Source organism: Pseudoalteromonas sp. GW168-MNA-CIBAN-0100, from assembly GCF_040309225.1.
Lineage (GTDB): Bacteria > Pseudomonadota > Gammaproteobacteria > Enterobacterales > Alteromonadaceae > Pseudoalteromonas > Pseudoalteromonas arctica.
Window position 1 is genome coordinate 16,749 of sequence record NZ_JBEOOL010000017.1, and the last position, 24,058, is coordinate 40,806.

Annotated in this window: 24 protein-coding genes; 17 read left to right on the forward strand and 7 right to left on the reverse strand. The window is 40.1% G+C overall.

From position 1 onward, the window contains the following. Positions 1-18 precede the first annotated feature (18 nt). Entirely contained in the window at positions 19-309 is a 291-nt protein-coding gene (locus AAEY62_RS11735) for a hypothetical protein (RefSeq protein ID WP_007585044.1), read from the forward strand. A 55-nt stretch (positions 310-364) separates the two neighbouring features. Here the strand turns inward: AAEY62_RS11735 and AAEY62_RS11740 are convergent, their stop codons facing one another. Beyond that, positions 365-856 carry a DUF3016 domain-containing protein gene (locus AAEY62_RS11740; protein ID WP_010555263.1) on the reverse strand — a complete coding sequence of 164 codons (492 nt, stop codon included), beginning with the start codon at positions 854-856 and terminating at the stop codon, positions 365-367. Between the two features lie 279 nt (positions 857-1,135). On the opposite strand from AAEY62_RS11740, the gene galE reads away from it, so the two are divergent. Then, positions 1,136-2,152 carry a UDP-glucose 4-epimerase GalE gene (gene galE, locus AAEY62_RS11745; protein WP_024589785.1) on the forward strand — a complete coding sequence of 339 codons (1,017 nt, stop codon included), beginning with the start codon at positions 1,136-1,138 and terminating at the stop codon, positions 2,150-2,152. A 190-nt stretch (positions 2,153-2,342) separates the two neighbouring features. Here galE and AAEY62_RS11750 read toward each other — a convergent pair whose 3' ends face one another. Both AAEY62_RS11750 and AAEY62_RS11755 read right to left on the reverse strand, forming a co-directional pair. Beyond that, positions 2,343-3,023 carry a Fe2+-dependent dioxygenase gene (locus AAEY62_RS11750; RefSeq protein WP_007585050.1) on the reverse strand — a complete coding sequence of 227 codons (681 nt, stop codon included), beginning with the start codon at positions 3,021-3,023 and terminating at the stop codon, positions 2,343-2,345. Between the two features lie 77 nt (positions 3,024-3,100). After that, on the reverse strand, positions 3,101-5,281 hold the full coding sequence (locus AAEY62_RS11755; protein WP_350634981.1) for a TonB-dependent receptor: 2,181 nt from the start codon (positions 5,279-5,281) through the stop codon (positions 3,101-3,103). Positions 5,282-5,498: 217 nt separating this feature from the next. Here AAEY62_RS11755 and AAEY62_RS11760 point away from each other — a divergent pair, with 217 nt between their 5' ends. From AAEY62_RS11760 to AAEY62_RS11785, 6 genes are read left to right on the forward strand one after another with little or no spacing between them, the layout of a single operon-like run. Further along, complete coding sequence (locus tag AAEY62_RS11760) at positions 5,499-6,272, forward strand: DUF3450 family protein (protein WP_350634982.1); 774 nt, start codon at positions 5,499-5,501, stop codon at positions 6,270-6,272. Beyond that, positions 6,272-7,609 carry a MotA/TolQ/ExbB proton channel family protein gene (locus tag AAEY62_RS11765; protein ID WP_350634983.1) on the forward strand — a complete coding sequence of 446 codons (1,338 nt, stop codon included), beginning with the start codon at positions 6,272-6,274 and terminating at the stop codon, positions 7,607-7,609. Before AAEY62_RS11760 ends, AAEY62_RS11765 begins: the two co-directional genes overlap by 1 nt. Further along, on the forward strand, positions 7,602-7,982 hold the full coding sequence (locus tag AAEY62_RS11770) for a MotA/TolQ/ExbB proton channel family protein (RefSeq protein ID WP_290174636.1): 381 nt from the start codon (positions 7,602-7,604) through the stop codon (positions 7,980-7,982). The genes AAEY62_RS11765 and AAEY62_RS11770 overlap by 8 nt, the downstream gene beginning before the upstream one ends. Positions 7,983-7,986: 4 nt before the next feature. Then, the gene (locus AAEY62_RS11775; protein ID WP_350634984.1) at positions 7,987-8,391 is read left to right on the forward strand and encodes an ExbD/TolR family protein; all 405 of its coding nucleotides are present in this window, start codon (positions 7,987-7,989) and stop codon (positions 8,389-8,391) included. A 1-nt stretch (position 8,392) separates the two neighbouring features. Further along, positions 8,393-9,049, forward strand: coding sequence for an energy transducer TonB (locus AAEY62_RS11780; protein WP_350634985.1), 657 nt, complete (start codon positions 8,393-8,395; stop codon positions 9,047-9,049). A 19-nt stretch (positions 9,050-9,068) separates the two neighbouring features. Then, positions 9,069-10,490 carry a tetratricopeptide repeat protein gene (locus tag AAEY62_RS11785; protein ID WP_350634986.1) on the forward strand — a complete coding sequence of 474 codons (1,422 nt, stop codon included), beginning with the start codon at positions 9,069-9,071 and terminating at the stop codon, positions 10,488-10,490. 624 nt (positions 10,491-11,114) lie between these two features. Here the strand turns inward: AAEY62_RS11785 and zapE are convergent. Then, entirely contained in the window at positions 11,115-12,224 is a 1,110-nt protein-coding gene (gene zapE, locus AAEY62_RS11790; protein ID WP_024589791.1) for a cell division protein ZapE, read from the reverse strand. Positions 12,225-12,283: 59 nt separating this feature from the next. On the opposite strand from zapE, the gene rsuA reads away from it, so the two are divergent. From rsuA to AAEY62_RS11805, 3 genes are all read left to right on the forward strand, one after another. Continuing rightward, positions 12,284-12,982 carry a 16S rRNA pseudouridine(516) synthase RsuA gene (gene rsuA / locus AAEY62_RS11795; RefSeq protein ID WP_350602570.1) on the forward strand — a complete coding sequence of 233 codons (699 nt, stop codon included), beginning with the start codon at positions 12,284-12,286 and terminating at the stop codon, positions 12,980-12,982. A 119-nt stretch (positions 12,983-13,101) separates the two neighbouring features. Further along, positions 13,102-13,755 carry a bifunctional tRNA pseudouridine(32) synthase/23S rRNA pseudouridine(746) synthase RluA gene (gene rluA, locus AAEY62_RS11800; protein ID WP_007585075.1) on the forward strand — a complete coding sequence of 218 codons (654 nt, stop codon included), beginning with the start codon at positions 13,102-13,104 and terminating at the stop codon, positions 13,753-13,755. Positions 13,756-13,847: 92 nt separating this feature from the next. Further along, positions 13,848-14,798 carry a DUF3530 family protein gene (locus AAEY62_RS11805; protein WP_350634987.1) on the forward strand — a complete coding sequence of 317 codons (951 nt, stop codon included), beginning with the start codon at positions 13,848-13,850 and terminating at the stop codon, positions 14,796-14,798. Here AAEY62_RS11805 and djlA read toward each other — a convergent pair. The 3 genes from djlA to AAEY62_RS11820 are packed head-to-tail and all read right to left on the reverse strand — an operon-like array spanning position 14,781 to position 17,333. Further along, complete coding sequence (gene djlA, locus AAEY62_RS11810) at positions 14,781-15,647, reverse strand: co-chaperone DjlA (protein WP_007585079.1); 867 nt, start codon at positions 15,645-15,647, stop codon at positions 14,781-14,783. The genes AAEY62_RS11805 and djlA overlap by 18 nt on opposite strands. Before the next feature lie 31 nt (positions 15,648-15,678). Next, positions 15,679-16,335, reverse strand: coding sequence for an N-acetylmuramate alpha-1-phosphate uridylyltransferase MurU (gene murU / locus AAEY62_RS11815; protein ID WP_350634988.1), 657 nt, complete (start codon positions 16,333-16,335; stop codon positions 15,679-15,681). Beyond that, positions 16,332-17,333 carry an aminoglycoside phosphotransferase family protein gene (locus AAEY62_RS11820; protein ID WP_350634989.1) on the reverse strand — a complete coding sequence of 334 codons (1,002 nt, stop codon included), beginning with the start codon at positions 17,331-17,333 and terminating at the stop codon, positions 16,332-16,334. Before AAEY62_RS11820 ends, murU begins: the two co-directional genes overlap by 4 nt. Positions 17,334-17,444: 111 nt before the next feature. Here AAEY62_RS11820 and lptD point away from each other — a divergent pair, with 111 nt between their 5' ends. From lptD to AAEY62_RS11850, 6 genes are read left to right on the forward strand one after another with little or no spacing between them, the layout of a single operon-like run. Next, positions 17,445-19,697: an LPS assembly protein LptD gene (gene lptD, locus AAEY62_RS11825; protein WP_007585085.1), complete on the forward strand. Its 2,253-nt coding sequence runs from the start codon at positions 17,445-17,447 to the stop codon at positions 19,695-19,697. 30 nt (positions 19,698-19,727) lie between these two features. Continuing rightward, entirely contained in the window at positions 19,728-21,023 is a 1,296-nt protein-coding gene (surA, locus tag AAEY62_RS11830) for a peptidylprolyl isomerase SurA (RefSeq protein WP_350634990.1), read from the forward strand. A gap of 2 nt (positions 21,024-21,025) precedes the next feature. Further along, positions 21,026-22,018, forward strand: a complete 993-nt coding sequence (pdxA, locus tag AAEY62_RS11835) for a 4-hydroxythreonine-4-phosphate dehydrogenase PdxA (RefSeq protein ID WP_350634991.1) — start codon at positions 21,026-21,028, stop codon at positions 22,016-22,018. Further along, positions 22,015-22,821 carry a 16S rRNA (adenine(1518)-N(6)/adenine(1519)-N(6))-dimethyltransferase RsmA gene (gene rsmA / locus AAEY62_RS11840; protein WP_002960838.1) on the forward strand — a complete coding sequence of 269 codons (807 nt, stop codon included), beginning with the start codon at positions 22,015-22,017 and terminating at the stop codon, positions 22,819-22,821. The genes pdxA and rsmA overlap by 4 nt, the downstream gene beginning before the upstream one ends. Beyond that, complete coding sequence (gene apaG, locus AAEY62_RS11845) at positions 22,805-23,194, forward strand: Co2+/Mg2+ efflux facilitator ApaG/CorD (protein WP_002960839.1); 390 nt, start codon at positions 22,805-22,807, stop codon at positions 23,192-23,194. Before rsmA ends, apaG begins: the two co-directional genes overlap by 17 nt. A gap of 8 nt (positions 23,195-23,202) precedes the next feature. Then, entirely contained in the window at positions 23,203-24,021 is an 819-nt protein-coding gene (locus AAEY62_RS11850) for a symmetrical bis(5'-nucleosyl)-tetraphosphatase (RefSeq protein WP_350602579.1), read from the forward strand. Positions 24,022-24,058 lie beyond the last annotated feature (37 nt).

Genomic DNA, 24,058 nt, shown 5'->3' on the forward strand with positions numbered 1-24,058 from the left:
CAAAGCTTTAGGAAAACCATGGATTCTATTATTGAACAACTCAATGCCAACTTAAAAATTGTTTATCGTCAGGCACTTGATGCTGACAAAAAACTCGACGAGCTTCAACAGCAAGGTCACGGTAAGTTTAAAGCCTTATTTACTGCCGATTCAGGCTTTAGCTTTGAAGCTAAACGTTTTAAGCCTTACGTACTCGACGTAGCCGCTGATGTTGAAAGCTTATCTAACGATGGTTTTGAAGAAGAAAAACTGAAAACAACCGTTATTAAGTTACAACAAATACTCACGTTGTTAGCTACCTTTAAGTAATACCAATCAGCTTAAAAATAAAAATGCCGCTATTTAGCGGCATTTTTATTTTCAGTTAATCTAAACTTGGTAATATTTGTTCACCAAACCACTCTGTTAGTAAGCGTTTTTCGTAATAAAATGATTCGTCGCGGCCCATTTTAATTTTATCCATAAAGCCCATATCTTTAAGCTCCACATCAGTATCTTTACTTAGCACTGTACCGTCGTTATCGGTTAACGAATAATTTAACTTAATGCGTGGAAAGTAAATTGGTTTTACTACACGAATTTCGTCCATACCGCCATAACGCACATCACCTGCTAAATCTAAATCTGTAAACTCTACGTTTAATTTATAATCTTTTGGCAATTGCTCGGCTAGTTTAGCCATATGCTTTTCGAAACTTGCTGCCACACTTTTGTGATATGAGCTCTTTGTTTGGTTTGACGCTCGCACATCACGATAATCATTAAAGTCATGCCATTTAACAACAGACTCACCAGCATGGGCAAGCGCAGGTAATGCGATACACATTGTTGTTGCTATTTTTTTAACTAAATTCATATCTTTCTCCAAAGAGGTAGACCAATCACAAAAGTGTAGATTGGAGTAAACCTAGCATTAGCTATTACTAGACTCATTTTAGCACTTGTTTATTAACTATAACTTAATCTTACGTATAAAGTGTTACTTGTACTGAGTAAAATGTAATCAAAAGTGATTAATTTACCGTTATTAAAAAAAGATGTTATTTAAACTATAGAAATTACAGATAAAGCATGTAAATCACCTCTATTTATGGTGAAATTAACTCAATTGATAAAAGGTACCCACGGAGCTTTCATGACTATTTTAGTAACCGGTGGCGCTGGCTATATTGGCTCGCACACTGTTTTAGAACTTTTACAGCAAGGTAACGATGTTGTTGTTATTGATAATTTAAGTAACTCATCACAAGAATCACTTGCGCGCGTAAAGAATATTACAGGCAAAGAGGCCACTTTTTACCAAGGCGATATTCTCGATAAACCCTTTTTAGATTCAGTATTTGCAAAACACACGGTTGATAGTGTTATACATTTTGCGGGATTAAAATCAGTAGGCGAGTCGGTTGCAAAGCCCATTGAGTACTATCAAAACAATGTACAAGGTACGCTTACGCTTGTTGATGCAATGCGCGATGCTGGTGTATTTAAATTAGTATTTAGCTCGTCAGCCACAGTATACGGCGACCCTGCAAGCTTACCAATTAAAGAAGACTTTCCTGTAGGCGGTACTACTAACCCGTACGGCACATCTAAGCTGATGGTTGAGATGATGCTACAAGATATCGCCAAATCAGATGAGCGCTTTGCGTTTGCTATTTTGCGTTACTTTAACCCAGTGGGTGCACATGAGTCGGGCTTAATTGGTGAAGATCCTAATGGTATTCCAAACAACCTTTTACCGTTTATCGCACAAGTAGCGGTAGGTAAATTAAAGCAACTCGCTGTATTTGGTGATGACTACGACACAGTTGATGGCACAGGTGTACGCGACTATATACACGTTGTAGATTTAGCTATTGGTCATTTAAAAGCGCTTGATAAAATTGCCAGCAGTACGGGTGCATTAGTTTATAACCTAGGTACTGGTAATGGTTACTCTGTACTACAAATGGTTAATGCATTTATTAAAGCAAGCGATCAAGCTGTACCTTATCAGGTTTCACCTCGCCGCCCGGGTGATATTGCAGCGTGTTATGCAGCGCCAGAAAAAGCACTTAATGAACTTGGCTGGGAAGCAGTGCGCGGTATTGATGAAATGATGCAAGATACCTGGCGCTGGCAGTCAAATAACCCTAACGGTTATAAGGGTTAAGTAAAACAAGCTTTGCGCTTACAATAAGTGCGCGGCATCAAGCCGCGCATACCGAGTATTTTAAACACCGAATTCAATTTTATGGCTGCGTCGTAGGCGTAGAGCTTACTCACGCGAAAAGCGCAGCTTTTAATTACTTATATCTAATATCCAATATTTAATATTTAATATTTAATAACGAGTATCTTCGTTATGTCTGCGCCCACTGTCTTAGCAAGTTATGATAAACCCCTGTTAATTGAATAATCTCTGGGCTATCTTCTACTTTGCTGCGCAAACTTTGAATCGACATATCTAAATCAAAGAGTAAACCACGTTTTTCGTCGCTGTTTACCATGCTCTGTAACCAAAAGAATGAGGCTAATCTGCGCCCACTTGTTACTGGCATTACACGATGTAAACTCGTTGAAGGGTACAACACCATACTGCCTGCTGGCAGCTTTACGCTGTGTGAGCCATAAGTGTCTTCAATAACAAGTTCACCGCCCTCATAGTCTTCGGGGTCATTAATAAATAACGTCATTGATACATCTGTACGAATTTTTACTGGCGTACCCGGCACTTGTCTAATCGCATTATCTACATGCACTCCAAACGATTGCCCACCTTGATAACAGTTAAAAAGCGGAGGAAAAATTTTTGCGGGGAGCGCTGCCGACATAAACAAATTACTACGCGCAAGTGCTGCCATAATAATGTCGCCAAGCTCTTGGCATTCAGGGCTATTTTCAGGTAGCTGTAAGTTATTTTTTGCTTTGGTTGATTGATGCCCTGCGGTAATACTGCCATCGGCCCACTGCGCTTTAAGCAAAACCTCATGACAATACGCCACTTCTTCTTTCGTTAGTAGCTCTGGAATTTTAACTAGCATGTGCGCCCTCTCACATTTTCATCAAATAATTAAGGGCAGAGTTAACTCTGCCCTTTTATGCCGTACTTATTTTACTCTTAGAAAGAGTAGCTCGCTGTTAAGCTAAACTTACGACCATCACCTGGTACAAAGTGTCCACCACCTAACTGATCAACGTAATCTTTATCACCTAAGTTTTCACCATTAAACTGCAGGCTCAAATCTTTTGATATGTCATACGCAACCATCAGGTCAAAAATAGTATAACCTGGCGCACGAGAGCGTGTTGACGTAGTCCCGTTATAACGCTCACCTACATATTGCGCACCTAAACCAAACGATAATTTATCCGACATATCGTACGTAGTCCAAACACTTGCGCTATTTTTAGGCGTACGAGCAAGCTCGTTACCAATTTGAGTTGCGTCGTCGCCTAATGCTTCAGTTACTTCGCTATCTTGGTAAGTGTATGAAGCAATCACAGTCCACTCTTTAGTAATTAGGCCCGTTGCTGAAAGCTCTAAACCTTGAACGCGCTGCTCACCACCGAGTATTTCGTCACTTGAGCTATCTACAAATGGGTCATCAGTACGGGCATTGGTTTTTTCAGTACGGAAAAGTGCAGCATTAGTTTGCAGGCGGCCATCCATTAGGCTCCATTTAGTTCCTAATTCATAACTGCGGCTTTCTTCTGCGTCTAAATCAGCTGCATTTGAACGCGTAGATACCGTTAGACTTTCCGCTGATGGATTGAATGAATTACCTGCGCCAAAATATACACTGCCATTTTCTGTAGGTTTATAAACTACAGCTGCATTCCAGCTAAATAAATCGTCACTTGTAGAAATTAAAGCGCTTGGATCATTGTAATCGTTGTGATAATCCGTAGTGAAGCTATCAAAGCGAATTCCGCCTGTAACTTCCCATTGCTTGTTAAGCGTCACTGTATCAAATGCATAAATAGCTTGGTTTTTAGCTTTAGCTTCAATGCTTGTACCGTCACGGCCGTACACACCCGTAAATGCAATTGTTGCATCAGGATTGTATAAGTCGTTGCGTATTCCATCTTCGATTAGGTTATCAGGCGTAGTTGCAACAAAGTTATGGCGTGTAAACGTTTCATTTGCAAGTTCAACACCCACTACTACGTCGTGAGTAAAGCCAGCAAATTCATAGTTACCAATTAAATCAACTTGAAGTGCAGCAAGTGAATTTTCTGTATCACGTGTTTTTTCATCTGCAAAGGTAATGTCAGTATCTGTTGTAACCGAGAAATAACGCGGTGCAGTTGTTACTGATTCACGTTTTACTTTACCTAAACGACCTTGCACACGTAACGTAGTATTTTGAGAAAAATCATACTCATAACGAGCTGTTGTTGAGTAAGCTTCAATATCTTCGTAATCACGGTAAATATTACCGTAAAAGTTATCAAAGTCGACAGGAGAAGGTGAGCGCGCGCTATCTGCAAGTTCAGCTACAGGCGTATCGCTGTAAACCCAAGGAATACCGTAATCTGGTAAATTATCTTGGCGTTGATACTCTAGGTTTAAATCAAAACGGCTGTTTGTACCAAGTCCTGTTGCAAATGCAAGCGCAACAGCATTTGTTTCGTTTTCAACATGGTCACGACCTGCAACATCACCTTTATCAGTAAGAAGGTTTATACGTAGTGCGCTTGTGTCGTTTACTTGAATGTTAGTATCAAAACGACCACGGTAATCGCTTTCTGTGCCTAAACGTAGCGAAACGTCGTTAAAATTGTCCAACTTCGCCTTTTTACTTTCTAAATTAACACTACCACCTGTTGCGCCACGACCAGAAACTGCTGAGCCTGGGCCTTTTGCAACTTCAACGGCTTCAATGTTGTAAATATCGCGTGTGTAACCTGCAACATCACGAATACCATCTACAAAAATATCATTTGTAGCACTAAAACCACGAATCGACATGCTATCGCCAGTAGGTGAGCCACCCTCACCTGCTGCTAAAGAAATACCTGAAACGTTACGCAAAGCATCACGTAGGCTATCTACGTTTCTGTCTTTCATTACCGCTTGGTTGATTACTGTTACCGTTTTAGCTGTATCGAGTAGCGGTTGAGTGTATTTATGCGACGTTGATTTTTCTACAACATAACTAGACTCAGTTTTAGTTTCTGCTTTGGTTACCGATAGTTCTTGAACATCCTGTGCACTTGCCCAAGTTGAAAGCGTAGCTGTAACAACCGCTGCAATTGGCTTTATGTAGGCATTCCCTTTATTCGATGGCTTACTCATGGTTACTCCGTAGTTTTTATTAAGCACTTAACTATTGTTAATTTAAGGTACATATTTAATTTCGGCGAAATCCTACCACTCAAACAACGCAATGTAAACGATAACTGTTATCAATTGCATTGTTATGTGAATTCCTATATTGTATACACACTCAAAAATTAACAGTAATTACGTCCCTGTAATTGCTTGTCGTAACTTTCAGGATTGTTGTTAAGTAATGCGAAGCTTAATTAAACCAATTAGCGTAGTTATCGCGCTTTGTAGCACCATGGCAGTAAAGGCCGACACTGTTAGTGAGCTAGAACAACTCGTTAATAAATGGCTACAAATAGAAAATCAAAACACAGAATTAAATACTCATTGGCTTGAACAAAAAAGCAGCATGGAGCAAACCTTAACGCTTCTAAATGCTGAGCAGCAGCAACTTAGCGAGCTTAATCAGCGTAGAAAAAAAAGCACCAGTGAGCTTGCCCAAAAACGCGAACAGCTTGTTACTAAGCAATCAGAACTTGAAAATGATCAACAGCAATTAAATGATCAACTAGCACGTATTTCTCAGCAATTACTTTCATTACAAGTGCAATTACCCCCGCCACTTTTAAGTAGTTGGAAAAACACCGGTGATTTAAGCGATTCAAAACTCAGTACAACTGACAAATTACAAACAGCGCTAAAAATGCTGACTCTACTTAATGATTTTCAACAACGTATTTCAATTCACGAAATGGCTATTAAGCATCCTGACGGGCAAGAAGTGTGGGTAAAGCAGCTTTATTTAGGTGCAGCACAAGCATGGTTTGTAAGCGAAGATTTAAGTTACGTAGGTATTGGTTTTCCAAGTGACTTAGGTTGGCAGTGGGAATTTGACCCAAGCATTAATGCAGAACAAGTTGCACTGGGTATTGCGGTACAGCAAAAAAAGCGCGCTGCTGATTGGGTAACACTCCCAATATTAAGTTATGTAAATAAAAACCAGCAAGGGGCTAAATAATGGCTACTAACAGCATAATTAAAGTATTTAGCGCCACAGTGTTACTTTTAAGTGCAAACATTTCTTTTGCAGCTAGCAGTGATGATGCTAAACAAAGTATTTTAAGTGATATAAAAACAGCGCAACGTACTCTAAATAAAACTCAAAATAGTATTTCAAAAGAGCAAGCTACCCTTGCAAAGCAAATTTTTACCAAGCAGCAATCGCTCAGTAAATTACGCGAACAAGCCGCCGTTAATCGCCGCCTAGCTGACGAAAACACATTAAGCCTCGATCAGTTACAAACCCGATTAGGTACTTGGCAACAGCAACAGCAATATCAATTAAACTTACTTAGCCGTTTTGTGCGCCAAAATACCAGCAATAGTGCAGGCAATGGTTCAGGCAATAACAACGCGGCTAATAATCAAAACGAGTTATTAAGTCACGTTATATCGCAAATTAATAATCAAGAGCAGGCACTTTATCCACAGTTTAAAAAGCAATCGGTTGTGCTAAGTAATGGTGAGTTAAGCCAAGCTAATACCCTTCAAATCGGGCCTGTTGCATGGTTTAGTACGCAAACACCTAAGCTTATGGGGTTATTAAATTTGGATGATGAATCTAATGCATTAAAAGTAGCGTTAGTGCAATCTACAAGTGATGACAACCCACTTGATAATACTTTAAAGCAAAACGGTGTTGGCTCAATATTACTTACTTTTGATCCTAGTTTAACGCACTTAGTAACTAGCCAAGCCCAACAAGAAAGTCCGCTTGAACACCTAGAAAAAGGTGGTTTATGGGCTATCCCTATTATTTTATTTGCCTGCTTTGCACTAACCATTGCGCTATTAAAAGCCGCACAGCTACTACGTTTAAGTAAAATTAAAATGCACTCTCAAATGCAATTACAGCAATTTTTTAAAGCTGAAAATAGCAGTGAATTTGCAGGTATGCAGCAGCAGTTATTTAACTTAACGCTGCAAAGCGAAAAAGGCCAAGTACGAGACGACCAATTATTTAATCAGTTAATTCATGATAAGCATAAACTCGATAACTTTATTGGCGCTATTGCCGTTACGGCTGCAGTAGCCCCACTACTTGGGTTATTAGGCACTGTTAGCGGCATGATCGAAACATTTAAAATGATGACCTTGTTTGGCTCAGGCGACCCAGAAGTTGTATCGGGCGGTATCGCACAAGCACTTATAACAACCGAATTGGGTTTAGTCGTTGCCATCCCTGCATTGGTATTAAATGCATTGCTATCACGTAAAGCAAAAGCGTACTACAGCCAGCTCGAAGGCTTTGCATTACAGCTAAGTCAACTAGAAAAAGGAGAAACCAATGTTTGAAAAAATCGTTAGTAACCCTATTTGCTGGTGTATTCTTTTACTCGCTTTATTTGTATACCAGCTGATTTTTCATGACTTACTGCACCTTAAACAATACCAAGCGCAGCGCAAAGGTTATTGGCAAGAGGTTAGCTCTATTTTAATTGCCGCTCTTCCGCTACTTGGTTTATTAGGCACTATTGTTGGTTTACTTGATACATTTAAAGTAATGGCGCTGGGCCATAACGAGTTAATGAGTGACGCCATTGGTGATGCATTACTAACAACTCAATTGGGCCTTGTGTGCGCTATTCCTGCGTGGTTAATGCAAGCTTACTTAGCGTATTCGCAGCGTAATCCTAAATTACATACGTTAAGTAAGCAGTTAGGGTAACACTATGCAATCACGTTTAAAGCACAAGCTAGAGCAAGAAGCGGGGCAACATATCGATATGTCGCCGCTACTTGATGTAGTATTTATATTGCTAATATTTTTTATTGTTACAACCGTATTTGTACGCGAAAGCGGAGTTGAGGTTGATAAACCACAAGCCGTATCGGCCAGTCGTCTTGAGCAGCAAGTTATATTTTTAGCAATAACCGACTCTCAACAAGTATTTTTTGATGGCAGTCAAATTGGTGTTGCTGGTGTACGTAGTAGTGTCGAGCAAATGTTAAAACAGCAACAACGCCCTGTGGTTATTCAAGCTGATAAAACAGTACCTACTGAGTTACTTGTTCAAGTAATTGACGAAGCAAAGCTGGCAGGCGCAGCGCACGTTAACTTAGCTACGAAACAATAATATGCACACGATTAACTCGCTTCAAAAAACAAAAAACAATCGCCATCCGCTGTTTGCATTTGGCCTTAGCCTCATTGTGCTTAGTGCTGCATTACTACTTTTATGGCTTGGACAACTTGCCGAACACCATATACAAGACAAAGTGGTTGTACGTGAGATTGCCATGGTGGCACTGCCACCGCCCCCTCCTCCATCGATATCGCAACAGCAAACAAGTGAGCCAATGCAAAGCTTAGCGGTAGAAGGTGCAGGCGCTTCTATTCAAGCCGTAAAAATTAAGATCAACAGCAATTTAAGTATTGTAAAACCCGATACACCTAGCGTAAAAGTAAGCGCGCCACAATGGCAATCAATGAGTGTAAATTGGGATGCATTTAGCTTAAATCAACTCGATGGTCTCCCCACTTTGCTTACTCCCGTCAAGGCCGTTTTACCAAAAAGCTTAACCCGCCGAGGTGTTGATGTATTTACTGTAAAACTCGATGTATTTATTGATGAAAGTGGCAAGGTAAGTTTAATTGAGGTAGTACAAAACCCATACCCTGAACTTAAACCAGCTATCGACAAAATTATTAAACAAAGCCGCTTTAGTGCACCTAAAAAAGAAGGTGAAACCGTACGCGCTCGCTTTATTTGGCCAATCGAATTTAAACCTTAAGCCTATTAAAATGAAAAATATGAATATATTTAAAACGCTAAAACCATTAACTTCCGCACTGTTGACGACTGTAATGTGTTCATTACCTTTAGTAAGTGCAAGTAGCGTACATGCAAGCGCTGCCAGTGATACTAATGCGCCACTAAAAGTAACGTTATCGCCTAGCGATCCAACATGGCAGTTGGCTATAAATAATAAATTACTGGGTCCTACAGAGGTCCTTATTGAGCCGACCGAGCGCGGTTTTGCTCGCCAAGTGCAACCACTGTTACAAGCAGGTAATTACAGTGAAGTCGCTGCGCTATTTAAAGGCCGTGATATAAGCCAAGATAGCACTGCTTTAAACTTGTTACGTGCACAAGTTTTGCTTTCAACAAAAGACTTTAATAACGCTGAACAAGCTTACTTAGCGTGTTTAAAAGCCTCACCTGATTTAGTAAAAGCACACCAAGGTTTGAGCCTTTTATACATGCAACAAGCAAAGTATGACAAAGCACAAACACACTTAGTACGCACTATTGAACTTGGCCAAGCTGACGCACAAAGTTATGCGCAACTTGCTTATATACACGTACAGCACAGCCAACCTTGGAGCGCAGTAGCGGCGTACCGCCAAGCGCTTATGCTAGCGCCAGAAACAAGCCAATACCAACAAGGGCTATTGTTTGCGTTAATTGAATCGGGTGATTTAAGTCAGGCAAATGCATTATTAAAAGAATTACTCAATAAAACCCCTGATAAAGCTGAACTTTGGTTGCAACGTGCACAAATAGCATTACAGCTTGATCACAAAAAGCAAGCGCTTGCTGCTATTGAAGTAGCCCTAAAAATCAATCCTAAAGATACCAGCAACCAGCTTTTAGCAGCTCAGTTGCACTTAAGTGAAGGTAGCAGTGAGCGCGCTGTTAGTTTATTAAAGCAAGGTTTAAAACACGCCACTAAACAGCAGCAAGTTGAGGTTATTAATACCACGATGCAAACTTTAGGCTGGCTTGTGTCTCAACAAAAATGGGATTTAGCTAAAGAGCTAATAGGCAGCGCAAAAAGATTAACTAAGCAGCTACCCCGTGATGAACAAGCCCAGTTTTCTGTATACAGCGCACAAATTGCTATGCAACAAGGTAATACTAAGCGTGCTCTTAAAAGCTTAAATAACGCACTTAAAATAAATCCGAATTTAGGTGATGCCCTACTTAGTTTAGCGAGTATTTATCGCGGTAAAAGCCAACTTACCCAAGCAAAACTTATGTACGTTCGTGCACAAGCCCTACCTGATTACCAACTATCGGCGTGGCTTGGATTATCGCAAATAGCGATTGATTCTAAAGACTACCCGAGCGCGCTAAAGCATCTTAGAAAAGCATTACAAGCTAACCCACAACGCCAAGACTTAATTACTAATATTCGCGCCCTTGAGAATATAGTGCGCCAAGAAGGATAAGTTTAACACCGTGGTTAAACTGACTTGTAGCCGCATAGCTTGCTGGCATGACGAGCAAAGATCGTAATTTCTATGTTTTAATGTTTTCTCATTTACTCCTCTTTTACTTCTCTTTGTGCAATAAGGTCTTAAGTGATTTATTCACAAAGAGGTTTAGAGGGCGCTTCGCTTTAGAGAAACCAAGAAGTAAATAAAGTAATCAGTTATAAATATTAAAAGCTGCGCTTTTCGCGTGAGCAAGCTAAACGCCTACCGGTAAAATTTGACGCCGTGGTTAAACTGACTTGTAGATGCACAACTTGCTGGCGTGACGAGCAAAGCTCGTAATTTCTATGCTTTAATGTCTTCTCATTTACTCCTCTTTTGCTTCTCTTTGTGCAATGAGATTTTAAGTGATTTATTCACAAAGAGGTTTAGAGGGCGCTACGCTTTAGAGAAGTAAAAATGCATAATTACTATTGTTTAATGTCTTCTCATTTACTCCTCTTTTGCTTCTCTTTGTGCGATAAGGTTTTAAGTGATTTATTCGCAAGGATTTTAAGAGGCATTGCATTTTAATAAGGCAATGAATAGCTATCAGCGCTTCTCACTTGAGCAAGCTCGTTTACAATATATTTTAAAGCGTTACCAATTTTGCATTTCGACTATGCGTGATTGTGTGCGTGCATATTCAAAGCTCAACTTTTTACCTTTATATAAATGTTCAATGTCGGTTTGCGCATTTATCACTAGCAATTTATGGCAATCGTAAAACTCATCTACTAAGGCAATAAAGCGCCGTGCTTCGTCGTCAAAAGTATGCTCATCAAGTGTTTGTTTTTCGCGTTGGTAGCTATCTTCTATACCGTGAACAATAACTTTACCCGTTGCTTTAACACCCATTTGCGGCACGTTCGATACATATAACACATCAAATTTGGTTGCTAAAAACATATAGTCGTTAGCACTGCGTGGGCCTGAGCATAGCGCCATAAAATCAATCATCAAGGCGTTATCGGCTCTTAATAAATAAGGTAAATCGCGCCCATGCACACTAACTGTATTGCTGCATGTTACAGCCGGATACGAAGCTAAAAACTTACTTTCAAAATCGTGATTTGATAAATTAATAAAATAGTGACGACTGTTTTTACCATATCTAAAGCGGTGATCGTCCTCCCCTGCCACGTTAATTATATGGCAATGGTTATTAATTAAATCAATAGTAGGTAAAAATCGCGCCCGTTGCAGGCCGTTGTAATAAAGCTGCTCTGGCTTTGCGTTCGATGTGGCCACCAGCACAACACCTTGTTCAAACAACGCATTGAACAATCTGGCCATAATCATGGCATCGCCAATGTCGCTCACAAAAAACTCGTCAAAACACAATACACGAATACTTTTAGCCCACTGTTTTGCAATTAGGATTAGTGGATTTTTTTGACCTTGTAGCTGCGAAAGTTGGGTATGCACTTGTGCTATAAAATGATGAAAATGCAGTCGCTGTTTTTGCTCAATAGGTAGGTTTTTATAAAATAAATCCATTAACATGGATTTACCGCGTCCTACGGGTCCATATAAATAAATGCCTTTTATTAAGGGCGCTTTTTGCCACCATGATGTGTGAGCTTGAAGTTGCTCGCTTAGCGTATTTAAAGCTTCCACCGCATTTTGCTGCGCAGCATCAAAACATAGTTCACCTGTGTCTATTTTTGCTTGGTAAAGGCTTAAAATTTGTGTGCTGTGCACTGTCATGGTATTTCACTATCGGCTATAATCGCGCCCATTGTAGCCGACTAAAAATGTGAACCAAAATGAAATTCCCTTGCCGCTTAGATAAATTTATTAGCCACTTAGCTGAAATACCGCGCACCCAAGCTCGCGCGAGTATTAAGCGAAAAGAAGTAAGCGTTAATGGCGAAGTAATCACATCACATAATTTTCAGCTAGCCCAGCAAGATGAAGTACTGCACCAAGGTACGCCTTTGGTATTTTTAGGTAAGCGCTATTACATGCTAAATAAACCTGTTGGCTATGTATGCGCTAACAGCGACGAGCTACATAAAACCGTTTTTGACTTACTTGATGAGCCAAATATGAGCGACTTTCATGTGGCAGGTCGCCTTGATATAGACACCACAGGGTTAGTTATTATTACTAATGATGGCGATTGGTCACATAAAATTACGTCACCTAAAAGCAATAAATTTAAAACCTACCTAGTCGAAACCCAAGAGCCGATTACCGATGAAGCCCTTGAGCAATTACGAACAGGTGTCATGCTGCATAACGAAAAAGATTTAACCCGCCCAGCTATAGCAGAGAGACTTGCTAATTACGGCCTGCGTTTATCAATAAGTGAAGGTAAGTATCATCAAGTTAAGCGTATGCTTTACGCGGTAGACAACAAAGTAGTTGAGCTGCATCGCGAGCAGATTGCGGGAATTACCCTAGATGAAAACTTAGCTAGTGGTGAATATCGATTATTAACAGCGCAAGAAATTAAGCTATAAAAGTGCTTTAAAGGAGCTAAGGCTTGGATTATTAGTTAAAACAATATAGCCAAACTTTTACTTGAGCCTGTTGGCTTGCTCTACTAAAATAGTGACCTTCAAAATTACTAAGGTCGGCCGTGTTAGTTAACTACAATCCCCCTATGAATCCGTATTTAACAATACTTTTTCAGGATGACGACTTACTGATAGTTAATAAACCAAGTGAGTTATTAACTGTCCCAGGTAAAGATCCTAAACATGCCGACAGCTTAATTAATCGTGTTAATCGTGTTTTTCCAACAGCAAGAATAGTGCACCGCTTAGATATGGCGACTTCTGGCATACTGTGCCTTGCCATGAATAAAGCAGCGCACAGACATTTAAGTATGCAGTTTCAAGAGCGCGAAACAGCTAAACGTTACATAGCACGTGTATACGGACAACTTGAAGCTGAAACAGGATCAGTAGATTTACCCCTTATTTGTGATTGGCCTAATCGCCCAAAACAAATGGTTGATCACGACAGAGGTAAACCTTCGCTTACGCATTTCAAAATACTTGAGCGTGAAGAAAATGCAACCCGTGTAGAGCTAACTCCCATCACTGGTCGCTCGCATCAACTACGTGTGCATATGTTAAGCCTTGGTCATCCTATTTTAGGTGATAGACTTTACGCCCACAAAGAGGCACTTGCTGCCGCTCCTCGCTTACAATTACATGCACAAATGCTGCAATTAAAGCACCCAGTAACTGAGCAAGTACTTACTTTTGAAGCGGAATTAGAGTTTTAACAGGTTCAAAGTTACTAGCTAATTCGCTCTATCTATTAAACTTTTAGATAACCTTGCCGATACCTAACTAATTGTCATTAGTTAGGTGCGTTATGCTATTTCTACGGTTTTTAAAAGGGGCTTTTTATATACAGCTCAGCTGTGCCCTACTTTTAGCTAACCCCATCAGCGCAGCTGAACATATTGCTCCACCTAATCTATCAAGCATTGAAAATAGCGACATTGAGCGACTACTTCCAAGCGATGAAATAAAGCCTATATTGGCGGGTGAAACAGAATTTTTAAGCCTTTACAGCGAGTATATGAGTAGTAATTTTAGAGGTATCGTAATACTTATACCCGATTGGCACTCTTCACCTACCAATAATTCAGGTATGAGCTACTTACGTAAAGAGCTTAATTATTTAGGCTACAGCACCTACGCAATGACAGTACCCGACATTGATTGGCAAGCAAGTAAAATGGCCGAAGCAACGCCTAATGAAGCAGATACAGCGCCTAGTAAAGCCGAGGAACCTGCATCACCTGACACAGCAACAAACGCCCAATCGCAGCCTGCAAAAATAGAAGAAGAACCTCATTACGTTAATGCAATTGAAAAAGTAACTGACGACATACTTGATAACTATAAAATAAATCTCATTTCTCGTTTTAATGCGCTGTATCAAACCGCTATGGAAGATTCGAGTAATATAGTGGTTATAGCACAAGGCACAAGTGCAGGTGTGTTGTTGGAGTACTATGCAGATTTTCCGGACGAAAGAGTTGAGGCATTTATCAGTTTAAGTAGTTACTTACCTAATACCAAGCGTAACGAAAGCTTGAGCCAAACAGCATCACTTGTTACACCCGCCTTACTTGATATTTACTATGCAAATGACAGCACAGACATTTTAATGAGCCTTAAAAATCGTCAGCGCTGGGTTGACCGAAATGCAAAATTTGATTACCGCCAACGCCAGTTGTTTGGCCTGCGCGATCAACCCGATCAACACGCACGCCTAACAAAAGAAATAGACGGTTTTTTACGCCGACTTTTTTAAATACTCATAAGCAGCTTGAATATCTTGGCTCTTTTTAACAGCCAGTTCCATCATGTGCTTTGGCAAACCTTGCGATACTAATTTATCTGGATGATGTTGCGACATAAGTTTACGGTACGCTACTTTTATATCACGCTGCGTTGCATCGCTACTTAAGCCTAATAACGCCAATGCTTGCGCACGGTTCATATTATTATTTGGCGGTACATGGTGGCCAGAACCTTCACGGTAACTACTACTTTGACCTTGGTTTTGTTGCTGCTGATTAAAGCGCTGTTGTTGCTTTCTAAAGTTAAACTCTGCTTGGTAGCGCTTTAATACAAATGCAAAGTGTGTTTTAGAAATGCCTAGCTGTTTACTTACTTCTGCTAATAATTGCTTTTCTTGTTCGGCTAATACCCCGTCAGAAAACGCCATTTGAATTTGTATTTCTAAAAATAACTGTATTAGATCGTTTCGTTTAGCAAAGCGTTCTTTAAAATCGTGTACTGTTTCTTTAAGTGAAAAGTCACTCTCTTTACCTGACTGAAATGCATGCTGTGCTTCACGGCGTTCTTCGCCTTTTAAGCCCATTTCATCCATAAACAAGTTAGCCGCTTTTATATGTACTTCGCTAACTCGACCATTCGACTTCGCAATGTGCCCCATGACAGCAAAGCAGCTTGAAAAGAATAAAGCTTGGCGCTCGTGAACATCGTCACCACTAAATAAGCTAGAAAAGCCGCCTGCTTTATCAAAGTTATTTTTTAAGCTTTTATCAAATAAATGACCTAGGTATAAACCTAAAATGGCACCAAATATTTTGCCAAACATAAAGCCAAAACAAAAACCGAGAATTTTTCCCCACATCTATAATACTGCCTTTTTAAAAATTGAGTTGTTACGCCTCAAGGCGCTTGTTTAATTGGTTTAAACGCTCTGGTGTACCAATATCATCCCACTGCCCTATATAGAGCTCAGTAGAGACTAAATGTTCATTTAGCTTTTCACGTAAAATAGGCCCTAAAGGGCGAATACCTTGCGTTAATCCTTTAAAAAAACCAGCCTGATACCGGCCAATCCCTGAAAATGTATATTTTTGACTCTCGGCCGATAAATGGCTCAATGCAAAGTCGCCATCTGGATTGTGTGGCGGGTTTTCTATAAGCACTATGTGCGCCTCACCGGGTTGTAAATGAAGCTGCATTAGCGCACTTACATCGTAGTCGGTGTATACATCGCCATTTACTACAATGAACGAGTCCCCCAACAACGGTAACGCTTCAATAATACCGCCAGCCGTTTCAAGGCCACCTTCAACTTCTTGGCTGTAAAGTATATTTACGCCAAATTGACTGCCATCTTTAAAGTAGTCTTTTATTTTATCACCCTGCCACGCAAGGTTTATTACAATATCGGTAATGCCGGCAGCTTTAAGATTATTTATATGGTGCTCAATAAGTGGTTTTTGTGCCACTTTTAACATTGGCTTTGGCATATTTTGCGTAAGCGGCATCATACGCTGTCCGCGCCCTGCCGCTAAAATCATCGCTTTCATGAGCGCTCCTTTGCTAACTTTTCAGTCACTTTTGGCACTATGGTATTTTTTGTCCACTCACTCAACGCTTTTAGCTCTGGGTAATTTGCCGCTACTTCAATAATGTAATCAAGTGTCGGTAAAATATTATCTAAATAACCTGTTTTACCGTCGCGCAAATACAATCGACAAAATATACCCGCAGCCTTTAAGTGGCGCTGTAATCCGGTTAAATCAAACCAATATTTAAACTCATCAAATGAAGTGTTAGCCAGTAAATTTTGAACTGTAAATTCTTGATAAGCAAAATCAAGCAAGCTTGTTAACTCTTTTTGAGGCAGTTTAAAGTAGCAATCGCGTAGTAGCGATACTAAGTCGTAGCAAAGCGGCCCGCGTACAGCATCTTGATAATCTATAATTGCCCACTGGCCGTTACTGTTCATAATATTACGGCTATGGTAATCGCGATGAACGGTAACAGTTGGCTGCTCAAGCATAGCCTTTATTAATAGCTCTGAACTTGTTTGCCACATTACGTTTTGCTCTGCGCTTAGTGGCTCATTAATAAAGTCACTCACTAACCACTGGCTAAATATATCAAGTTCTAGTGTTATAAAATCTTCGTTGTACGCTTGCATAGCAGAAGCTGCCGGCGTTTTAGCCCATTGAGCGCTTAAACTAATTAATGCTTGATAGTGCTCGGTGCGGTTTGCATCATCAAGCATGTCAGCTAGGTGCGTACTCCCTAAATCACTAAGAACAAAAAAGCCTTGTTTCTCATCACTTGCAATAATAGTAGGAAGTAAAAAACCTTGCTCAACAAACACCTGATTTAGCGAAATGTAAGGTTCGTTATTTACTTTTTTTGGATCTGAGTCCATCACTATTAAATGCTTATTATCGTGATTTAAACGGTAATAACGGCGAAAGCTAGCATCACCTGTGATCGCGTTTAAAGTATGCGACTTGGCATTAAGGTGTATGTTTATAAATTGTTGTAAATTCTCAAAGCGTGTCATTTTATAAGATATCTATTTTTCACTAAGTTAATTAGGTCAATTACTGTAATTGCCATTATTTTCCTTTATTATGTGTATATTATATTAAACACACAGTATTAAGGTCGATAAATGAGCAAAACCTGGGGCATATTGATGCTAAGCGTAGTTAGCGCACCATCGCTTGCCGAAACTGAACTGGCACACAACCTTTGTGGCATTTCAATGCAAACCAGAGCTTGGCAACCACTTGAAGGCCTTAACCTTGGTGAAGTTGATATTCAAGCTGATGATGTTGAGCTACTTGGCACTCAAAGCGCTGAATTTACCGGCAATGTTGATATTAACACCCTTAAGATGAGTTTGTCCGCACAAACTGCGTTGATAGACAAACAGCGTGGTTTATTAAATGCAACGGGGCCAATTACTTATCAAGATTACGTAAGTAAAGTAAACAGCACCGGATTAAATGCCGATTTAAATAATTCAGAAGTCAGTTTGTTAGGCGCCGACTACAGCCTAACCGAACAACAAGGTAAAGGCGGCGCTGAAAAGCTCACTGTTAATCAGTCTGGCCTATTACTCATGAATGCAAGCTTTACTACTTGCCCGAGTGACACCCCAGTATGGGAAATTGAAGCTGACGAAATAAACCTTTCACGCGAAGAAGGCTGGGGCGAAACATATAACGCCGTATTACGTATTCTCGATACACCGGTTTTATATTTACCTTATTTTACATTCCCGCTGGATGAGCGTCGTAAATCGGGCTTACTTACCCCGACTATTTCAAGCTCTGACAAATACGGTCTTGAAACAATTACGCCGTACTATTTAAATATTGCACCTAATTTTGATGCCACTATTACGCCTCGTTATATGTCTAATAAAGGGCTGCAATTACAAACCGAATTTAGATACCTAACAGAGCAACATGAAGGCTTAGTAGGAATAGAATATTTAGATAGTGATGATTCTGAGCCAGACTTGAATGAACGCTATATGTTTCATTGGCAACAGCAAAGTTATCTGGGTGAAAACTGGCGCGCAAACGTTGATGTAACCAATGTAAGCGATGATAACTACATCACCGATTTAAGCTCAAATTATGCAAGTAAAACCGATACACAGCTGTATCGTACTGGCTCACTTACTCATTTGGGTGAAACATGGCGCACCGATATTAAAGTACAAAATTTTGAAGTACTGGGCGATCACTTAGAGTCATACACTGCTATACCGCAAGTTAATTTTACGCAAACTGCCCCTTGGCGTTTTGATAATTTTGATTTTAGTGTGTCGGGCGAGATTAGCCATTTTACTAATGATTCATCAGAAGTGGCCATAGACAACGCAACTCGTGTACACGTAGAGCCAAAAGCCCGCTACAACTACGCAACGCATGCGTGGTCATTTTTATCTGAAGTGAGCTTGTTACAAACTAATTATAAGCAAAGCGGAAACTTAACAGGCACGCAATACAGCGATACCGTATCGCGTACTATTCCTAAAGTACGCTTGTATTCTCAGCTTAATTTTGAGCGCGACGCATCTTACTTTTTTGAAGATGCTATACAAACACTAGAGCCGCAAATTCAATATTTATATACACCTAATAAAGACCAGTCAGACATTGGCTTGTTTGATACAACCAAGTTACAAGACGATTATTATGGTTTATTTAGAGATGTGCGCTTTTCGGGTGTTGACCGCATAGCAGCAGCGAATCAGTTTACTTTAGGTGCTACAACGCGCCTATTTGATAAAAAACAAGAAGAAGTATTTAATTTTAGTGCCGGCCAAATATTTTATTTAAGTGATGACGCCAAGCCAACAGAGCAAGGCTTGAACTCAGACACTAATTATAATGCACTATTTGCAGCTCAAACCATGTTACATTGGCACCGTCGTTGGTACCTCGCTGGAGGTATTCAATACGATACAGATGGCAAGCAAATGGTACAGTCAAATGTAACACTTGATTATAAAGGTGATAATAATCAGCTAGTACAATTGAACCATCGCTATGCAAATGATGTCTCAGGAAATACAATCGAGCAAGCAGGTGTATTTACAAGTATTCCTATTAGCGACGAATGGCAATTTATTGCAAGCTATCATCGAGATCTTGAAAACAACAGAAGTATCGAAGTATTGAGCGGATTACAGTATGAATCATGCTGTTGGGCTATCCAAATTACTGGGCACCGCCAAATTGAAACAGATTTAAATCAATCAATAGGCCAAGAACAAGCAACTTTTGATTCAGGTATTAGTTTGAATTTTGTATTAAAAGGACTTGGCAGTAAAAGCCGTTATGATGCACAAAAATTATTACAACAAGGTATTTTTGGCTATCGTAGACCGTATTTTCTTAGTAACTAGAGTACTATCAGCAAGAGTAGTAAAAAGAATATGAATTTAAAAAAATTATTAACATCAGCAGTTTTAAGTGCCAGCCTTTGTCAAAGTGCAATGGCCGCACCAGTAGAAATAGATAAAGTTATTGGCGTTGTAAACCAAGGCGTAATTTTAAAAAGCGAAGTAGACACCATTATTAATCGTGTTAAAAAGCAAGCCGAAGAACAAAACCAGCAATTACCAAAAGATGAAACTCTTCGTGTACAAGCCGTTGAGCGTTTAGTAAATCAAGCCCTTATGATACAAATGGCTGACCGTATGGGGTTACAAATCTCAGACAGCCAACTTGATCAAACTCTTGCAAGCATGGCACAAGAGCAAGGCGGTACAATTGCCGATTTACGCCGTACTATTGAAGGTTCGGGCGAAAGCTTTCAAGCTTACCGTGAAGAAATTCGTAAAGAAATTACAACGCAGCAAGTAACACGTGCAAGTGTCGATCGCCGTATTTATATTAGCGAGCAAGAAGTTGATAACCTTTTAAAAATTATGGAAACCCAAGGTCAAAGTGCTGAAGAGTACGACATTGGTCATATTTTAATAGATATCCCTAACGATGCGAACGCTGACGAAATTGCTGATGCAAAAACACGCGCAGATAAAGTTATTGAGCTATTAAACGATGGCCAAGAATTTAAACGTATTGCTATTTCATCATCAAGCGGCTCTAAAGCACTTGAAGGTGGACAGCTTGGTTACATGGGCATTAACGAAATGCCATCGCTTTTTGCTGAAGCAGTAAAAGGCCAAAAGAAAGGCGCTATTGTTGGCCCTCTTCGCTCTGGTGCTGGTTTTCATATCATTAAAGTACAAGATGTTCGTGGTCTACAAGTTGTAGAAACAACTGAAGTGCGTTCACGCCATATACTAATTAAACCTTCGATTATTTTAAGCGAAGAAAAAGCACGCTCTATGCTTGCTGGCTTTGCAAAAGACTTACGCGCAGGAACGGCCGACTTTGGAAAGTTAGCTAAAGAGTACTCAGAAGATCCAGGCTCTGCACTTAAAGGTGGCGAGTACGATTGGACTGATCCAACAACTTACGTACCTGCGTTTAAAGATACACTTCTTTCTCTTAAGCAAGACGAAATAAGCGAACCGTTTAGAACACAGTTTGGTTGGCATATTGTTCAGTTACTTGGTAAACGTGTAGCTGATAAAACTGAGCTAGCTAAACGTAACCGTGCTCACGGTATGTTGTTTAACCGTAAATTTAAGGAAGAAAGTTTTAACTGGCAGCAAGAAATGCGCGAGCAAGCTCACGTTGAAATTTTCACAGCAGACCAATAAATATGACCTTAAGAATTGCTATTACACCGGGTGAACCCGCCGGTATTGGCCCAGATTTGCTACTCACGCTTGCTCAGCAAGCGTGGGATGTTCAACTTATAGCGATTGCCGATGGCAAACTATTAAAAGAGCGTGCAAAACATTTAGGCTTAACAATAAACTTAATTAAATTTGATGATAATGCACCCGCCATCGCAGCACCTGCTGGCAGTTTGTATATTCATCAGGTTGATTTAGGGGTTGATGTAGAACTAGGCGTACTAAACGACGGTAACGGACAATACGTGTTAGATACCTTGCGTATAGCAAGCGAAAAAAACATGGATGGCACCTTCGATGCAGTTGTTACAGGCCCGGTTCACAAAGGCATTATTAACAAAGCGGGCATTTCATTTAGCGGACACACTGAGTATTTTGCGCAGCAATCAAATACTGCAGATGTAGTTATGATGCTTGCAACTGAAGGTTTACGTGTTGCACTTGTAACCACGCATATTCCACTTGCGTATGTATCGCGTGCCATTACTCCTGAGCGCTTAACTAAAGTAGCGGGTATTTTAAATCACGACCTACAAACTAAGTTTGGGATAGAAAAACCACGTATTTTAGTGTGTGGCTTAAACCCACATGCAGGTGAAGATGGCCATTTAGGTCGTGAAGAAATAGAAACAATCACCCCAACGCTTGAAATACTTAGAAGCGAAGGGATGAATTTAATTGGCCCACTACCGGCCGATACCTTATTTCAACATAAATACCTATCTGAAGCAGATGCAGTACTTGCTATGTATCACGATCAGGGGTTACCTGTGCTAAAATACAAAGGATTTGGTAAATCGGTGAATATTACCCTTGGCTTACCATTTATCCGCACCTCAGTTGACCACGGTACTGCACTCGATTTAGCAGGGACTGGTACAGCTGACGTTGGCAGTTTTGAATTAGCGATCCGCGAAGCAATTAAGCTCGCCCAAGAAAAAGCACAAAATCAATGACCGATAAAGTACATTTAGGACACCGCGCTCGTAAGCGTTTTGGGCAAAACTTTTTATTTGATGAATCTATCATCGATAAAATAGTCTCTGCGATTGATCCTAAACCAGAAGACAACTTAGTAGAAATTGGCCCCGGCCTTGGCGCAATTACTGAGCCAGTAGCCGACTTAAGCGGCCATTTAACGGTTGTTGAATTAGATAAAGACTTAGCACAACGATTAATTGAACACCCATTTTTGGGCCCTAAATTAACCGTTAACCAAGGCGATGCAATGACGTTTGACTTTGCAAGCTTGGTTCGCGATGACAAAAAATTAAAAGTGTTTGGTAACTTACCTTACAATATTTCGACACCGTTATTGTTTCACCTTTTTGAATTTTCAGATCATATTGAGCACATGCACTTTATGCTTCAAAAAGAAGTAGTAAAACGCATGGTAGCAGGCCCAGGTAGTAAAACATTTGGCCGCTTAAGCGTAATGACTCAATACTACTGTAATGCAATGCCGGTTGTTGAAGTACCACCTGAGTGCTTTAAACCAGCGCCAAAAGTTGACTCTGCTGTTATTCGTTTAATACCTAAAAAGCCAGAGCAACGTACAGCAAAAAGCGTTAAAATTTTAAACACCGTGTGTTTAGAAGCCTTTAATCAACGCCGTAAAACACTGCGTAACAGTTTAGGTAATTTACTAACTGCAGAAGAGCTTACTAGCATTGGCATTGATATAACGCTGCGTGCTGAGCGCTTATCTTTACAACAATTTATTGATATAGCTAACTGGATTTATGACAACAAGCAGTAACATTGGATCGCCTGTAAAGGTATCTGTAGAAACATTTTACGTAGAAGGTCAATCTCAACCGGAGCTTGAAAAATACGTATTTGCTTACTCGGTAACAATTAAAAACCATAGTTTATGCAGTGCAAAATTACTGAGCCGCTATTGGTTAATTACCGACGCAAATGGCAAACAAGTAGAAGTTGAAGGCGAAGGCGTTGTTGGCGAAATGCCAGATATTGGCCCAGGCGAAAGCTATAAATACACCAGCGGTGCAATTTTAGATACACCTGTAGGCACTATGCAAGGCCATTACACGTTACGCAACGAGTTTGGCTCTGAGTTTCAGGCGCCTATTAATGTGTTTCGTTTGGCTTGCCCTAACATTTTGCATTAAGCACTTAGATGGCAGATTATGCGATAGGTGATTTACAAGGGTGTTTTAGTGAATTTAACACCCTTTTACAACGGGTTGATTTTAACCCAAGTAAAGATCACCTATATTTAGTTGGCGACATAGTTGCTCGCGGGCCTGACTCCCTAGCCTGCTTAGACTATATTTATCAACATCAAAATAGCATGACCATCACTTTAGGCAATCACGACCTTCACATGGTTGCCTGCTACTTTCTTAACAAACCCACTAATCCAAAAGATAAATTAAACCCAATATTTGAAAGCCCTAAATTGGCTAACTACATCGCTTTTTTACAAACCCAGCCATTGGCTTTAGAGCTTATAAAACATAATTGCTTTATATCTCACGCGGGGTTAAATCCCGATTGGTCTGTTGAAGATGCGCTAAAAAAAGCTCAATTTGCACAAAGCTGTTATCAATCAAGTAACGCAAAAGCGTTTTTTGAACACATGTATCAGGCTCATCCCGCAAAGTGGTCGAATACCCTTGATGACTTTGCAAAGTTTAGATACATAGTTAATTACTTTACCCGCATGCGTTTTTTAACAAGTGATAACAAACTCGAGCTTAATGCAAAGGGTGCAATAACCGACAGCGAAACTCTCACTCCTTGGTTTAACCACCCCAATATAGCGAAATCTAAACACGATATTATTTTTGGCCACTGGGCCGCACTTGAAGGTAGAACAGGTAATTCACGGGTTCACGCCCTAGATACGGGCTGCGTATGGGGTAACACCATGAGCCTAATGGAGCTGAGTACTAAAAAAGTAATTGTAGAAAATTCCCACCTTTCGTCTAAATAAACTGAAAAAAAACAATACATCTGTTAGATTTATCAAT